This window comes from Agromyces sp. Root1464 (assembly GCF_001427265.1).
In the GTDB taxonomy this organism is placed as follows: domain Bacteria; phylum Actinomycetota; class Actinomycetes; order Actinomycetales; family Microbacteriaceae; genus Agromyces; species Agromyces fucosus.
The window spans coordinates 860,001-874,206 of sequence record NZ_LMFU01000002.1; the positions used below are offsets into that span (position 1 = coordinate 860,001).

14 protein-coding genes, 1 tRNA gene and 1 other RNA gene are annotated in these 14,206 nt (G+C 69.9%); 7 read left to right on the top strand and 9 right to left on the bottom strand.

Annotated features, from left to right (window positions below; genetic code table 11):
- Window position 1: 1 nt before the first annotated feature.
- The gene (locus ASD23_RS09755) at window positions 2-586 is read left to right on the top strand and encodes an energy-coupling factor transporter transmembrane component T family protein (protein ID WP_235507700.1); all 585 of its coding nucleotides are present in this window, start codon (window positions 2-4) and stop codon (window positions 584-586) included.
- A 94-nt stretch (window positions 587-680) separates the two neighbouring features.
- On the opposite strand, the gene ASD23_RS09760 is transcribed toward ASD23_RS09755, so the two are convergent.
- Window positions 681-753: transfer RNA gene (locus tag ASD23_RS09760), tRNA-Lys, on the bottom strand.
- A gap of 147 nt (window positions 754-900) precedes the next feature.
- Here ASD23_RS09760 and ASD23_RS09765 point away from each other — a divergent pair.
- The 3 genes from ASD23_RS09765 to ASD23_RS09775 all read left to right on the top strand — a co-directional run bounded on the left by ASD23_RS09765 (window position 901) and on the right by ASD23_RS09775 (window position 3,369).
- Window positions 901-1,770, top strand: coding sequence for an inositol monophosphatase family protein (locus tag ASD23_RS09765; protein WP_056009827.1), 870 nt, complete (start codon window positions 901-903; stop codon window positions 1,768-1,770).
- 10 nt (window positions 1,771-1,780) lie between these two features.
- Window positions 1,781-2,704: an LLM class F420-dependent oxidoreductase gene (locus ASD23_RS09770; protein ID WP_056009829.1), complete on the top strand. Its 924-nt coding sequence runs from the start codon at window positions 1,781-1,783 to the stop codon at window positions 2,702-2,704.
- Window positions 2,705-2,844: 140 nt separating this feature from the next.
- Window positions 2,845-3,369 carry a septum formation family protein gene (locus ASD23_RS09775; protein ID WP_056009831.1) on the top strand — a complete coding sequence of 175 codons (525 nt, stop codon included), beginning with the start codon at window positions 2,845-2,847 and terminating at the stop codon, window positions 3,367-3,369.
- Between the two features lie 46 nt (window positions 3,370-3,415).
- On the opposite strand, the gene ASD23_RS09780 is transcribed toward ASD23_RS09775, so the two are convergent.
- On the bottom strand, window positions 3,416-4,339 hold the full coding sequence (locus ASD23_RS09780) for a DMT family transporter (protein WP_082571343.1): 924 nt from the start codon (window positions 4,337-4,339) through the stop codon (window positions 3,416-3,418).
- A gap of 82 nt (window positions 4,340-4,421) precedes the next feature.
- On the opposite strand from ASD23_RS09780, the gene ASD23_RS09785 reads away from it, so the two are divergent.
- Window positions 4,422-5,333, top strand: a complete 912-nt coding sequence (locus ASD23_RS09785) for a LysR family transcriptional regulator (RefSeq protein WP_056009833.1) — start codon at window positions 4,422-4,424, stop codon at window positions 5,331-5,333.
- Window positions 5,334-5,437: 104 nt separating this feature from the next.
- On the opposite strand, the gene ssrA is transcribed toward ASD23_RS09785, so the two are convergent.
- Window positions 5,438-5,808: a transfer-messenger RNA gene (gene ssrA, locus ASD23_RS18590) on the bottom strand.
- 193 nt (window positions 5,809-6,001) lie between these two features.
- Between ssrA and ASD23_RS09790 the strand changes: the two genes are divergently transcribed.
- Complete coding sequence (locus ASD23_RS09790) at window positions 6,002-6,679, top strand: SIMPL domain-containing protein (RefSeq protein ID WP_056009836.1); 678 nt, start codon at window positions 6,002-6,004, stop codon at window positions 6,677-6,679.
- Between the two features lie 32 nt (window positions 6,680-6,711).
- Here ASD23_RS09790 and ASD23_RS09795 read toward each other — a convergent pair whose 3' ends face one another.
- From ASD23_RS09795 to ASD23_RS09820, 6 genes are all read right to left on the bottom strand, one after another.
- Window positions 6,712-7,449: a tyrosine-protein phosphatase gene (locus ASD23_RS09795; RefSeq protein WP_056009839.1), complete on the bottom strand. Its 738-nt coding sequence runs from the start codon at window positions 7,447-7,449 to the stop codon at window positions 6,712-6,714.
- A gap of 77 nt (window positions 7,450-7,526) precedes the next feature.
- The gene (gene smpB, locus ASD23_RS09800) at window positions 7,527-8,003 is read right to left on the bottom strand and encodes an SsrA-binding protein SmpB (protein ID WP_056009841.1); all 477 of its coding nucleotides are present in this window, start codon (window positions 8,001-8,003) and stop codon (window positions 7,527-7,529) included.
- A 96-nt stretch (window positions 8,004-8,099) separates the two neighbouring features.
- A complete protein-coding gene (gene ftsX / locus ASD23_RS09805) occupies window positions 8,100-9,011 on the bottom strand; it encodes a permease-like cell division protein FtsX (protein WP_056009843.1) in 912 nt (303 codons plus the stop codon).
- On the bottom strand, window positions 9,008-10,048 hold the full coding sequence (gene ftsE, locus ASD23_RS09810) for a cell division ATP-binding protein FtsE (RefSeq protein WP_056009845.1): 1,041 nt from the start codon (window positions 10,046-10,048) through the stop codon (window positions 9,008-9,010). Before ftsE ends, ftsX begins: the two co-directional genes overlap by 4 nt.
- A gap of 89 nt (window positions 10,049-10,137) precedes the next feature.
- A complete protein-coding gene (locus ASD23_RS09815; protein ID WP_056009847.1) occupies window positions 10,138-11,640 on the bottom strand; it encodes a Na+/H+ antiporter NhaC family protein in 1,503 nt (500 codons plus the stop codon).
- A 23-nt stretch (window positions 11,641-11,663) separates the two neighbouring features.
- Window positions 11,664-13,406, bottom strand: coding sequence for an amidohydrolase (locus ASD23_RS09820; RefSeq protein ID WP_235507701.1), 1,743 nt, complete (start codon window positions 13,404-13,406; stop codon window positions 11,664-11,666).
- Between the two features lie 35 nt (window positions 13,407-13,441).
- Here ASD23_RS09820 and ASD23_RS09825 point away from each other — a divergent pair, with 35 nt between their 5' ends.
- On the top strand, window positions 13,442-14,134 hold the full coding sequence (locus tag ASD23_RS09825) for a TetR/AcrR family transcriptional regulator (RefSeq protein WP_056009851.1): 693 nt from the start codon (window positions 13,442-13,444) through the stop codon (window positions 14,132-14,134).
- Window positions 14,135-14,206: the final 72 nt, after the last annotated feature.

The following is a 14,206-nucleotide window of genomic DNA, read 5'->3' on the forward strand; positions in this document are numbered from 1 at the left end:
GGTGTTCCATCCCGGACGCTCGCTCGTGCATCGGGCGCCGGCGCTCGCGAAGCTCGGCCTGCTCGCCGTGCTCGTCACGGTGATCGCCCTCCAGACCTCGCTCGTCGCCCTCGCCGTGGCGTCGGGCCTCGTGGTCGCCCTCTTCCTCGTCGCATGGCTGCCCGTGGGGCTCGTCTGGCGGCAGATCGTGCCGGTCCTCTGGCTCCTGGCCTTCGCCGTGCCCGTGCAGGTCGTATTCGGCGGCTGGGAGGCCGCTGCGACGATGGCGGTGCGTCTCGTGCTCGCCGTCGCCCTCGCGGCGCTGTACACGCTCACGACGCCGGTGACGGCGACCCTCGACGCGATGCAGGCGCTGCTCCGCCCGTTCCGTCGCTGGATCGACCCCGACCGGGTGGGGCTCACGCTCGCGCTGACGATCAGGTGCGTCCCGCTCCTCGCCGACATCGTGCGCGAGGTGCTCGAGGCGAGGAAGGCGCGCGGCGCCGAGGGTTCGGTCGTGGCGCTCGCCGTACCCGTCATCGTGCGGGCGCTGCAGACCGCCGAGCACCTCGGCGACGCGCTGACCGCACGCGGCTTCGACGACTGACACGGCGACGCGAAGCGCCATCGGTACCCGTCGGATGCGGTACCCCGGGAAATGAAAAAGCCCCGAACCCGGCGAGAGGTTCGAGGCTTTATCGTGCACCCCCTCGGACTTGAACCGAGAACCCACTGATTAAGAGTCAGTTGCTCTGCCGATTGAGCTAGAGGTGCATACTGCGTTGTTTCGGCCCGGATTTTCAACAACCCGAACCGAGGAATCACAGTATCAGGAGAATGCGCTGTTGCGCCAATCGAGCCGGAGATCGGCGCGTCGCGACGAGGTCCGCTCTCCATGATCGCCCGCGATAGCCTGATCGAGTGACCGCCGACTCCGCTGACCAGCTCAACTCCGACCTCGCGCTCGCCCTCGAACTGGCCGACCTTGCCGACGCGGTCTCCATCGGGCGGTTCCGCGCGATCGACCTCGACGTGCAGACGAAGCCCGACCGCTCGCCCGTCACCGAGGCCGACCTCGCCGTCGAGCGGGCGATCCGCGAGCGCCTCGCCGCGGCCCGCCCAGACGACGGCATCCTCGGCGAGGAGTTCGGCACCGAGGGCGACGGCGCGCGGCAGTGGATCATCGACCCCATCGACGGCACCGCGAACTTCCTGCGGGGCGTGCCGGTGTGGGGCACGCTCATCTCGCTCGCGATCGACGGTGTGCCGGTCGTCGGCGTGGCATCCGCCCCGGCCATGGGCCGCCGCTGGTGGGCGGCGACCGGACTCGGCGCCTGGACCACGACGTCGGCAGCCGAGGCCGGAGCGAGCGACGCCGGCACGAGCGATGCCGACGCCGCCGGCGGCGAGGCATCCGTGCCCGGGGCCCGTCGCCTGCAGGTCTCCGGCGTCGCCTCCCTCGCCGACGCCTCGCTGAGCTTCCAGAGCCTCGCCCAGTGGCGCGACGCGGGCTACCTCGACCGCCTGCTCGCCCTCTCCGAGCGCGTCTGGCGCGACCGGGCCTACGGCGACCTGTGGTCGTACATGCTCCTCGCCGAGGGGCTCATCGACATCACGGGCGAGTTCGACGTCAAGCCGTACGACCTCGCCGCCCTCATCCCCATCGTCGAGGAGGCCGGCGGCCGCTTCACGGCGATCACGGGCGAGCCCGGGCCATGGCACGGCAGCGCGCTCGCGACCAACGGCGCCCTCCACGACGAGGTGCTCGCGGCGCTCGGCGACGAGGCGTAGGCGGCGCGGCATGGAGATCTGCATCTTCACCGAGCCGCAGCAGGGCGCGAGCTACGACGACCAGCTCGCGCAGGCGAGCGCCGCCGAGCGACTCGGCTTCGACGGATGGTTCCGCTCCGACCACTACCTCGCGATGGGCGACGGCGATCCCCTCCCCGGTCCGACGGATGCCTGGACCACTCTCGCCGGGCTCGCCCGGGAGACCCGGCGCATCCGGCTCGGCACGCTCGTCTCCTCGGCGACGTTCCGGCACCCGTCGGTGCTCGCGATCCAGGTTGCACAGGTCGACGACATGTCGGGCGGCCGGGTCGAGCTCGGGCTCGGCACCGGATGGTTCGCCGAGGAGCACGAGGCCTACGGCATCCCCTTCCCCGCCAAGCGCTTCGGCATGCTCGAGGAACAGCTCGAGGTCGTCACGGGCCTCTGGTCGACTCCCATCGGCGAGCACTACGACTTCGCCGGCGAGCACTACCGCCTCGCGCACTCCCCCGCACTTCCGAAGCCGGCGCAGACCGTCATGCCGATCATCATCGGCGGCTCGGGGCCGAAGCGCACCCCGGCGATCGCCGCCCGGTTCGCGAGCGAGTTCAACATCGGATTCCGCGACGAGGCCGTCGTCGCCGACATGTTCGACCGGGTGCGGCGGGCATGCGATGACATCGATCGCGACCCCGAATCGATGCGCATGAGCGTCGCGCTGCCCACGGTGGTCGCGACCTCCGATGCCGACTACCGACGCCGGCTCGCAGCGATCGGCGAAGACCCGGCGACGTTCGCCGGCGTCAACATCGCCGGCTCTCCCGCGGCCGCCGTCGAGAAGGTGCTGCGACTGCGCGAGCTCGGGGCCGAGCGCGTCTACCTGCAGCTCGTCGACCTGCGCGATCTCGAGCACCTCGAGCTCATCGCGGCCGACGTGCTTCCGCATCTGCGCTGACGGCGTGCAGCGCGTCGTCGGCTCCCGATAGGCTGACGTCGAAATCAACCGGATGGGGCGGGGGCGCCGGTCGATCGGTGCGCCCTCCCGGTCATCCGACCCCGTATCCCGACCCCATTCGAACCGAGAGGCCCTACCTCGTGAACATCCAGAAGCGCCGCACCCTGACGCGCGCCATCGTCGCCATCGCCGCCGTCGCGGTCGTGATCCCCCTCAGCGGCTGCAGCATCCTCCGCGACCTCACCGGAGGCCCGGCGCCGCAGCCCGAGCGCGACGAGACGACCCAGGAGATCGTCGAGGAGGGTGACGCCGACGTCTTCGCGCTGATGGTCGGCGACTGCATGAACGAGGTCTCCGAAGAACTCGTCTCCGAGGTGCCGGTCGTGCCGTGCGACCAGCCGCACGACGAAGAGGTGTACTTCGACCTCACGCTCGAGGGCGAGGAGTACCCCGGCGACGACGTCATCCAGACGCAGTCCGACGAGGCCTGCCTCGCGCAGTTCGAACCCTTCGTCGGCCTCGCCTACGACTCGTCGGCGCTCGGCTTCTACGCCTACCGCCCCTCGCAGGAGAGCTGGGAGCAGATGGACGACCGAGTCGTCTCCTGCGTGATCTACGACCCCGCCGGTCAGGTCACCGGCACGCTGGCGGGCGCGGCCCGCTGACGAACGGATGCCGCGTGGCGCGCCGTCCTGGCGCCACGCGGCATTCTCATGCCCGCCGGGGCGTGCGCCGGCTCCACGCCACGCCCGCGAGGCAGAGCGCGCCGCCGATCATGCCGAACAGCGTCGGCAGTTCGCCGAGCAGGAGCCAGGAGAGCAGCACCACGATCGCGGGCACTGCCAGCGTCGCCGATGCGGTGGCGCCGGCCGTGCTGCGCTTGAGCACGTAGGCCCAGAGCAGGAAGGCGACGGCGGTTGGGAAGACGCCGAGGTAGACGACTCCGAGCACGGCGGGGGTCGGAGCGTCGGTGAGCTCGACGACGGCCTGCGGCAGGAACGGCAGCAGTACGACCGCTCCGACCACGCAGCCGATCCAGGTCGCGCTCAGTGCGTCGGCGGAGCGCAGGGCGACCTTCTGTACGAGCACTCCCGCCGCGTAGAGCACCGCGGCGAGCATGCCGAGCACGATCCCGATCGGTTCGCTATCGGCCCCGATTCCGCCCATCGCGATGATGACCACGCCCGCGAAGGCGATCGCGATGCCGATCATGAGTCGTCGCGGGAATCCCTCCTTGAGCAGCACGCCGGCGGCGAGCGCGACGAGCAGTGGTGCGATGTTGACGAGCATCGCGACGGTCCCGGCATCGAGGTGACGCTCGGCGAGGTTCAGTACGAGCGTGTAACCCGCGAACCAGAGCACCCCGTATGCCGCGATGAGTGCGAGCGCCCGCGGGCGGGGCAGCGGCGGCCTGCGCACCACGGCGATCGCCACGAGTACCACGGCCCCCACGAGCTGGCGCCCGAGGGCGAGCGGGCCCGGCGAGATCGACTCGCCGATCGCGCGGATCGCGATGAACGCCGACGCCCACAGCACGAGCACCACGACCATCGCCGTGAGCACCCGCCAGCCGATCGGTTCTCGAGGCTTCGTGACGTGCGTCTGGGTGAGGGCGGCGCTCGAGGACTGTTGCATGAGTCAAGCCTGCTGGCGAGAACACCACAGCACAAGCGAACAATCCTACTGATTCGTTCAGTAGCACTGTACGATCGGGGTCATGGTGGATCCGCATCGCCTCCGAGTGTTCCGAGCCGTCGTGCAGTCAGGCTCCATCCACCGTGCCGCTGCCCGGCTGGGCTACACGCCGTCGGCCGTCAGCCAGCACGTCAGCACGCTGCAACGCGAGACGGGGCTGACGCTCATCGAGAAGCGCGGGCGGGGCATCGTGCCGACCGCCGCCGGTCTCGCCGTCGCCGATCGTGCGACGCGAGTGCTCGACCAACTGGCCGACTTCGACTCGCTCGCCGATGACCTCCGCTCCGGTCGCAGCGGAACGCTGCGCATCAGTTGCTTCTCCTCCTCGAACCGCTCGTGGATGCCCGCGATCGCCGCCACCATGCTCGCCGAGTTCCCCGACCTGAGACTCGAGCTCAGCCTCGTCGAACAGCACGGGCAACTCACCGGCGAACCCGACGTCGAGCTCTACGTCGCGGAATCGGTTCGCGGCGATCGCGACCCGGCCGTCGCCGACGGCATCGCCGACGGCTACGACATCGAGCCCCTCCGCACCGAGGGCTACGTCGTCGTCGTTCCAGAGCGGCATCCGCTCGCACTGCGGGAATCGGTGAGCCTCGCCGAGCTCGCCGACGAACCATGGGTCGACAACGACTACGCACGCGGCCCCTGCCGGGAGATCACCCTGTCGGCCTGCGCGGCGCGGGGCTTCGTCCCCCGATTCCGCCTGGATGCGCCCGACTACGCGACCGCGTTCGACTACGTCGCGGCCGGCGTCGGCATCACGGTGCTGCCGAGGCTCGGAGCCCTGGGGCTGCCCGACGGCGTCGCCCTCGTCTCCCTCGACGACCCCGACGTGCAACGCCGCATCATGCTCCGGGTGAAGCGCTCGATGCGCACCCACCCGGCCGTCGGTCGTATGACCGCACTGCTGCGCGAGGCCGCCCGGTCCTGACCGGTCCCAACCGTGCAGCGGCCCCGATCGGGCACAACGGAAATGCCCGGCACCGTGAGAACACGGTGCCGGGCATCCGACTTCACTGTGCGACAACGGCCGATGTGTGGAGATGGGGGGAATTGAACCCCCGTCCATCGCTGTGATTCCACGCCTTCTCCGGGCGCAGCCTGTGTAAGCGTTCTGCTCGGCCCCGACCTTTGCCACAGGCGTCTAGGTCGACAGGCCCAGCCTGATGAAGTCCCGCGTGCCGCTCAGGCGACGACACGCAGCAAGTTCCCTAGATGACGCCAGCTACCGGGGCGGGAACACACCCGCGGGCTGACGGACTATCGAGCTCGCTTATGCAGCGAGGGCGAAGTCAGTGCGCTTTGCATTGGCACTTATTGTTTTCCAGAGATCGTTTACGAGATAACCCTGGATCCTCGGCCCGCTTCTCGTGGGTTCGCAGACGATGTCGAAACCGATCATCCCCATGAATCGCCGTGGCCGATCGCCCAGTCGGAACTGGACATGCAGCCTGGCGGGCCGTTGTCGCACTGTGGAGTTTCCAATGGACCTGAGTCCGAACCGGGTGCGCATCGTTGAAACGCTGAGTACCCGGCCTTACAGTCTAGAACAGGCGCGGCCGCTCCGCCATTCCCGAGCGGATTCACCTGGAGGTCCATGTGGCTACCGTCATCGCCGTGCGCGGCACCGCCGAAGAACGCATCGCCCCCGAGCTCGGCGCCGTCTCACTCACGGTGAGCGCATCCGGAGCCGAACGCGACGCGACGCTCGCGCGCACGTCGACCGCCCACGAACAGCTCATCGCCGAGGTGCGCGAGCTCGAGGCATCCGGAGCCCTCGACACCTGGTCCGCCGGCCAACTGCGCGTCTCCTCGCACCGCCCCTGGAACAACGAGGGCAAGCAGCTGCCCGTCGTGCACCAGGCGAGCGCCGACCTCGAGGTCGTGTTCACCGACCTCGAACGCCTCGGCGACTGGGTGAGCACCGTCTCGCTCGGCGACTCGGTCGGCATCGGCGGCATCGACTGGCGGTTGACGGATGCCTCGCGCAAGCGCACCCAGGAGTCCGCCCAGCGCGGTGCCGTCGCCGACGCGGTGGCGAAGGCCGCCGTCTACGCGGCCGCGCTCGGACTCGGCTCGCCGTCTCCGGTCGAGCTCGCCGACACCGGGCTGCTCACTGCTCAGCCGGTGCCGCCCGGCGCCCCGGCCGAGCGGATGTTCGCGATGCGCGCCTCGGCCGACATGGCGAGCGGTGGCGGCGGCCCGTCGCAGTTCACGCCGGCCCTGCTCGTGATCACGGCATCCGTCGAGGCCCGGTTCGCGGCCGACGCTGCGTGAGCGATCGCTCATGCTCGTCTGGGCGAAGCGACTCAGGCGGGCTCGACGAGCAGGGTCTCGAGCGCGGCGAGTGCGCTGAGTTCGAGGCCTGACGCGAGGAGGTACTCGCGCACCGAGCCGTGGTCCCGTTCGACGAGGTCGATGACGCCCTCGATGGCTTCACGCGGGCTGCCGCCCATGAGGGTGCGCAGCGCGGGCGAATCGGCGACCCCGTAGCTCGCGATGCGCGCGATCATGCCTTCGAGCCACTCGCCCGCGAGATTCTCTTCCGTCGAGGCGTAGTCGGCCACGACGGCATCGCGGTCGACGCCGACGGCGAGCAGTGCGAGCGCCACGACGACGCCCGTGCGGTCCTTGCCCGCCGTGCAGTGCACGACGACCGCACGGTCGCCCGCGGTCGAGATCTCGCGGAGGGCATCGACCACGACCGAGGCGTGCTGCGTGACGATGCGCTCGTACAGCGCTTCGAGCGAGATGCCCGCCATGCCCTGCGACGCGCCGGAGCCTTCGAAGACGGGCAGGCGCAGCACCTCGACGTCGAGTTCGCCGAGGTCGTCGGGCATCATCTCCGCCTCGTTCTCGTCGCGCAGGTCGATGACGATGCCGACCCCGAGCTCGCGGAGCTTCGCCTGCCCGGCGTCGCCGAGGCGGGAGAGCCCGTCGGAGCGGAACAGCACGCCGCTGCGGACGGTGCCGGTGAGCGCCGGCAGGCCGCTGACATCGCGGAAATTGTAGGTGCCGGGAACCGGGATGCGCGTCGAAGTCTCCATCGTGCCGAGCCTACACGCGGCCGCCGAGCCTCGGCTGGAGCGGCCGCTCGGGCCCGTGTTCGAACCCGCCGCGGAGCTCAGTCGCCGAGGTTCTTCCGGCTCGCCATGGCGCGATCGGCTTCGCGCTTGTCTTGACGCTCGCGCAGTGCCTGCCGCTTGTCGTACTCGCGCTTGCCCTTCGCGACGGCGATCTCGACCTTCGCGCGCCCGCCCGAGAAGTAGATCTGCAGCGGCACCAGCGTGTAGCCGCCCTGGCTCGTGCGGTGGCTGATCTTCACGATCTCCTGCTTGTGCAGCAGGAGCTTGCGCTTGCGGCGCGGCGCGTGGTTGTTCCACGTGCCCTCGGTGTACTCGGGGATGTGCACGGCGTCGAGCCACATCTCGCCGCCCTCGATGAAGGCGTAGCCGTCGACGAGCGACGCACGCCCCTCGCGCAGCGACTTCACCTCGGTGCCGGTGAGCACGAGACCCGCCTCGTAGGTGTCCTCGATCGTGTAGTCGTGGCGTGCCTTGCGGTTGGTCGCCACGACCTTCTGACCGGTCTCCCTGGGCACGTGCCTGCTCCTTGCGTCGAATGCGGATGCCCCGGGGCATCCGAGGCAGCCGTTCAGTCTAGCCGCTCGCGGCCGGGCCTGTCGAAACCCGGCCGGTCAGACCTTCAGGTATCTCGTGATGGCGATGCCCGCCGAGACCGCCGCGAGCACCACGCCCACGAGGATCAGCAGCGGCACGACGATCAGCGCGTCGGTGAGATCGACGAACGTGAACGACAGGTTCTCGGCCAGATAGCCCTGCACGAAGAAGTGCACGATCGCCACCACCGCCCCGCCCGCGAGCAGGGAGCCGATGAGCCCCGCGAACACCCCCTCGAGGATGAACGGCGTCTGGATGAAGCGATTGGATGCCCCGACGAGGCGCATGATGCCGAGTTCGCGCCGCCGTGAGAACGCCGAGAGCCTGATGGTCGTCGCGATGAGCAGCGCAGCGGCCACGAGCATGATCGCCGCGACGGTGATCGCGGTGTAGCTCGCCGCGTTCAGCACGTCGAAGATCTGATCGAGGTAGCGACGTTGGTCGACGACGCCCTCCACTCCCGCCATGCCCGCGAAGCTCTCGACGAGCACCGCGGCCTGCGACGGGTCGACGAGGTTCACCCAGAACGTCTCGTTCAGCACCTCGGGCGTCACGTAGTCGGCCGCGGGCGTGCCCTCGAACTGCTCCTGGAAGTTCGCGAAGGCCTGATCGTGGTCTTCGAAGTAGAACTCGTCGATGTACTTGGACAGCGTGTCCGACGACAGCTGGTCCTCGATCGCGGTCTTCTGCTCCTCGGTCGCCTCGCCGTCGGTGCAGCCGGCGGTCGTCGACACGCTCGTGCAGAGGTAGACGGCGACCTGCGCCCGGTCGTACCAGTAGTTCTTCATCTGGCCGATCTGCAGCTGCAGGAGGGCGGCCGTGCCGACGAAGGTGAGGGAGATGAACGTGACGAGCACGACGGAGACCACCATCGAGGCGTTGCGGCGAAGGCCGTTCGCCGCCTCGGAGAGCACGAGACCGAGCCTCATTTCGTCGGCCCCACTTCCTGGTCGTCGTCGCCTTCCCGGGGGCCTCCCGGGGCCCTGAGCCCGAGCCGTTCGGCGAGCGTCAGGTGTTCGGATGCCGCGGCACCGCCGGCCTGCTTCGGCTTCAGCTTCTCGGGGTCGACCTGGATCGTGCCCGTCGCGGCCGCGGTGATCTCGGCGGCGGCGTCGGTCACGGCGTCGGTCGCCTCGGGTTCGACGTAGAGCGGCTCGGCGTCGCGCATGACCTCGGGCGTGACCTTCGGAGCGGCGACCGCGGCCATGGCGGTCTCGGCCTGGGCCGACTCTCCGGCTTCTCCGGAGGCCTGCTCCGGCACGTAGTCGACGTCGCGCACGGTCTGCCCGTCGTAGCCGGCGCTGCGCTCGTCGCGCACGATGTCGCCGGCCGAGAGCTCGATGACGCGGCGGCGCATCTGGTCGACGATTCCGGCCTCGTGGGTCGCCATGACGATCGTCGTGCCGCTCGCGTTGATGCGCTCGAGCAGGGTCATGATGCCGGCGCTCGTCACGGGGTCGAGGTTGCCGGTCGGCTCGTCGGCGAGCAGGATCTGCGGCTTGTTGACGATCGCCCTCGCGATCGCGACGCGCTGCTGCTCACCGCCCGAGAGTTCGTGGGGCATCCGCTTGCCCTTGCCGTCGAGCCCGACGAGCTTCAGCGTCTCGGGAACCGCCGACTGCACGTAGCCGCGCGACTTGCCGATGACGCGCAGCGTGAAGGCCACGTTCTCGTAGACGGATTTGTTCGGCAGCAGCCGGAAGTCCTGGAACACGACGCCGAGGTCGCGCCGGAAGTACGGCACCTTGCGCGTCGAGATCGAGCCCAGGTCTTGACCGAGCACGTGGATGGCGCCCTTCGACGGCTTCTCCTCTTTGAGGATGAGCCGGAGGAAGCTCGACTTGCCGGAGCCGGAAGCGCCCACGAGGAAGACGAACTCCCCGCGGAGGATCTCGACCCCGATGTCGTTGAGGGCGGGCCTCGCCTGGCCGGGGTAGGTCTTGGTGACGGAGTCGAAGCGGATCATCGCCATCGAGCCTAAGGAAGGGCGAGGCAAAAGTGGGCAGCGACACCGGAAAACCGGGTCGCCGCCCACTGATTCAGGGACGACCGGCTCTACACGCCGGCGAATCCGACGATCAGGTAGAGCACGAGCGACGCGGCAGCCGCGATGCCGGCGTACGGCAGGATCGCCGTCATCAGGTTGAGCGGCTTGATTCCGGTCGACCGCGATGCGAGGATGATGCCGTCGCCGTAGAGGCAGGTCGTCGACCCGAGTGCAGCGCCCGAGAACACCGCCGCGCCCGCGATGATCGGGTTCACGTCCATCGCGAAGGCGAGCGGGATCACGATCGGCGTGATGACGGCCGCGAGGTCCCAGAACGATCCCGTCGCGTAGGCGTACACGCCGCAGACGAGGAACACCATCGCGGGCAGCAGCGCGCCGTTCATGACGGGCTGGGTCGACTCGATCACCCAGTCGGCGAGGTGCAGGTCGATGTTCATGTGCTGCACCATGAACGCGAGTGCCGTGAGCACGATGACGAAGAGCATGCTGCCGACCCCGTCGAACGCGGCCTCGAGCACGCCCTTGACCTTCAGGCGTCGCTGCACCGTGTACATGACGATGGCGACGATGAGGGCGGCGACCGTACCCTTCAGCACGTCGACCTCGGTGAGGATCGTCACGGCGATCATGACGGCGATCGGCACGAGGAAGTTCCACGGGCGGGGCTTCGCGTACTCGGGGGAACGGGTCGCGACGGCCGTGGCGGTCGACCCGGTTGCGACGGGAGCGGCCTCGGTCTCGACGTGAGCGGACGCGACGGCCCGGGCTCCCCCGTCGCCGGATGCCGCGAACTCGCCGACCTCGGCGTGCAGGGGCAACCCGCCCTCGGCCTCGCGCTCCTCGGCGGTCGTGCCGACGGGGAAGACGTCGCCCGAGGCATCCGCTCGTGCGATGTCCTTCTTCAGTGCGCCGAGCTTCGGGAACCATCCGAACGCGACGAGTGCGGCGATCGCGATCGCGATCCAGCCGAAGAAGATGAACGGGATGGCCTGGAGGTAGGCGCCGAAGCCCGAGCCGTTGGCCGTGACGCCCTGCGCCTCGAGGAGGCCCGCGAAGAACAGCGCCCACGTCGAGAACGGCACGATGACCGCGATCGGCGCCGCCGTCATCTTCATGATCGTGCCGAGTTCGGTGCGCGGCACGTTGTAGCGGTCGGTCACGGCCTTCATCGACGTGCCGACGGTGAGCACGTTCAGGTAGTCGTCGACGAAGAGCACGATGCTGAGCAGGAAGCTCAGGATGGTCGACTTCCGCCGCGAGTTCACGAAGCGCTCGGCCCAGGCCGCGAACTCCCGCACGGCACCCGAGCGCTCGAAGAGCGTGATCAGGATGCCGAAGAGCACGACGACGAGCATGAGCCACTGCAGGGTCTCGTCGGCCATGGCGGTGCCGAAGTAGCCGATCCAGGAGTCGAAGAACTCCCAGCCGCCGAGCAGCACGGCACCGACGAGGGTGCCGCAGAGCATCGCGAACAGCGTGCGCCGTGTGAGCACGGCCACGACGAGGATGATGACGACGGGGAGGAGCGCGAGCGCGCCGACGTCTTGCATGGTTGCCTCTGATTCGAAGGGGGTCAGGCGGCGGATGCCGCGAACACGGGTTGCCCGTCGACGATCGTCGTCAGCACGGGGAGGTGCAGCAGTTCGTCCGCGCCGACGTCGAGCGGGCTGTCGGCCCAGACGACGAGGTCGGCGCGGTAGCCCGGCGCGATGACGCCGAGATCGCGGTCGCCCTGGGCCTCTGCGGCCCAGACGGTGTAGCCCTGTAGGGCTTCGTACGGCGTGAGCACCTGGTCGGGCTCGAACACCGGGGCGTCGCGGTTGCCGGGTTCGCGGCGGAGCCGCGCCCAGGCGAGCCCGATGCGCGCATCGGTCTGCGCGACGGGCCAGTCGGAGCCGAGCGCCACGGGGGCGCCGGCGTCGATCATGTCGCGCACCCGCCAGCCGAGGGCGGCGCGCTCGGGGCCGAGGCGTTCGGCCCAGAAGTCGGAGCCGTCGGCCTTCCGCCACTGCATGTGGAGGGGCTGCACCGACGCGGTGATGCCGGCGTGCGCCATGCGGCGGAGGTCGCGGTCGGCGAGCAGCTCGAGGTGTTCGATGCGGTGCGGGGCGGTGCCGTTCGAGTGCACGCCGGCGGCGAGGTAGGCGTCGATCGTCTCGCCGATCGCCCGGTCGCCGATCGCGTGCGTCGCGATCTGGAATCCGGCCGCAGCGTAGCGGTGCACGACGCGTTCGAACTCGTCGGCGTCGGCCCAGAACGAGGTGCCGCCGTCGCCGTGGGTGTCGGGTTCGTAGAGCCATCCGGTGCCGGTGTCGATGACGCCGTCGGCGAAGAGCTTCACGAGGCCGCCGCGCCAGCGCTTGCCCCGGCGATCGCGCTGCGCGAGGTGATGGCGTGTGCGTTCCTCGTCGTAGCCGGGGTTGTGCGCCATGGCCGAGACGATCCGCACGGGCAGCCCGCTCGGGGCTTCGTGGTCGGCGGATGCGCTGCCGTCGAGCTCATCGAGCAGGTCGAGGGTCGCGGGGTTGCCGTCCATGATGCATCCGCCGGTGATGCCCGATGCCGCGAGGCCGCCGAGGATGCCGCGGACCCGATCGAGGGTCTCCGCGCGGGTGTACTCGGGGGCGGTACGCAGCACGATGTCGAAGGCCGAGTCCTCGCGGAGGCATCCCGTCGGCCGGCCGGCCTCGTCGACGACGATCTCGGAGGTGTCGCCGAAGCGACGGGCGCCGGTGATGCCCGAGCGGCGCAGTGCCTCGGTGTTCGCGAGGGCGGTGTGCCCGTCGAAGAACATCAGGAACGCCGGAGCACCGGCGGTGGCCGCGTCGATCGCTGCAGCGGTCATCGGCAGGGTCGAGAAGAGGTCGTAGTCGACGTTCCAGCCCCGCACCCAGCCGCCCGCCGTGCCGTCGGCGACGCGAGCGGTTTCGTCGGCGAGCATGCGCAGGAAGGTCCCGGGCTCGCGCACTCCCCCGAAGTCGAGGCCCACCGCGAGCTCGATGCCCTGGATCGGGTGCATGTGCGCGTCGATGAGCCCCGGGGTCACGGATGCCCCGGCGAGATCCTGCACGACGGTGCGCGCTCCGCGGTAGTCGGCGAGGTCGGCGGCGTCGCCGACCGCGAGGATCCGGCCGGCCCGGATCGCGACGGCGGATGCCTCGGGCCGGCGCGGGTCCATCGTGATCACGCGCGCGCCGATGAGGATGGTGTCCGCGACGACCCCGTGCATGTAGTGCTCGCTCTCTCGCCCGCCTTCTTCGGCGGCACAATTTAATGTGGTTAAATTCGGGCACACGCTACTCCCGAATACGCTCATCGACAAATCCCGTGTCGACCACTCGAAGGAGCCCTGTGAGTCCCTCCCCGGCCAAGCGCAGCGCGGGCCGCCCGCGCACGCCGGTGCTGAGCGCCGACCAGATCGTCGACGCCGCGTTCAGCCTCGCCCGCACGGCCGGGCCCGACGGGTTCACGATGGCGGCGCTCGCCCGCTCGCTGTCGGTGCATCCCCCGGCGCTGTACCACTACTTCGGCGGCAAGGCCGATGTCGTGCGAGCCATGCGCGGCCGGGTCGCCGAACTGCTCGACGTCTCGGGATTCGACACCCCCGAGACGACGCTCGTCGACGCGGTGCTGCGCTGGGCGCACTCCTACCGCTCGGCGTTCGCCACACACCCCGCCGCGATCGCGCTGCTCGCGACCACGGCGATCGACGGCCAGGAGCGCTCGGTCGCGAACTACGAGTCGATCACGAAGCGATTCGTGGCGGAGGGGTGGCCCGTCGGCGGCGCCGTCGACGCGATCGTCGCTCTCGAATCGTTCATCATCGGCTCGGCCCTCGACACGCTCGCGCCCGACGACATCATGTCACCGGGCACCGCAGCGCCCCTCGCGCCGACCTTCAGCCGCGCCGAAGCGCTGCGGAGCGTGAAGGCCGCCGCCCACGGCGTGCATCCGACCGACCGCTCGTTCGACCTCGGGCTCGCGGCCCTCATCGGCGGGCTGCCGGCAGCCCTCGCGGCGGCGGTCGAAGCCGAGCGCGTCTGATCGCGCCGGCGCGGGCGGCTCGACCGACTGCGCGGCTCGCCGGCGCGCAGCTCAGGCGGCCGCGGCTCAGTC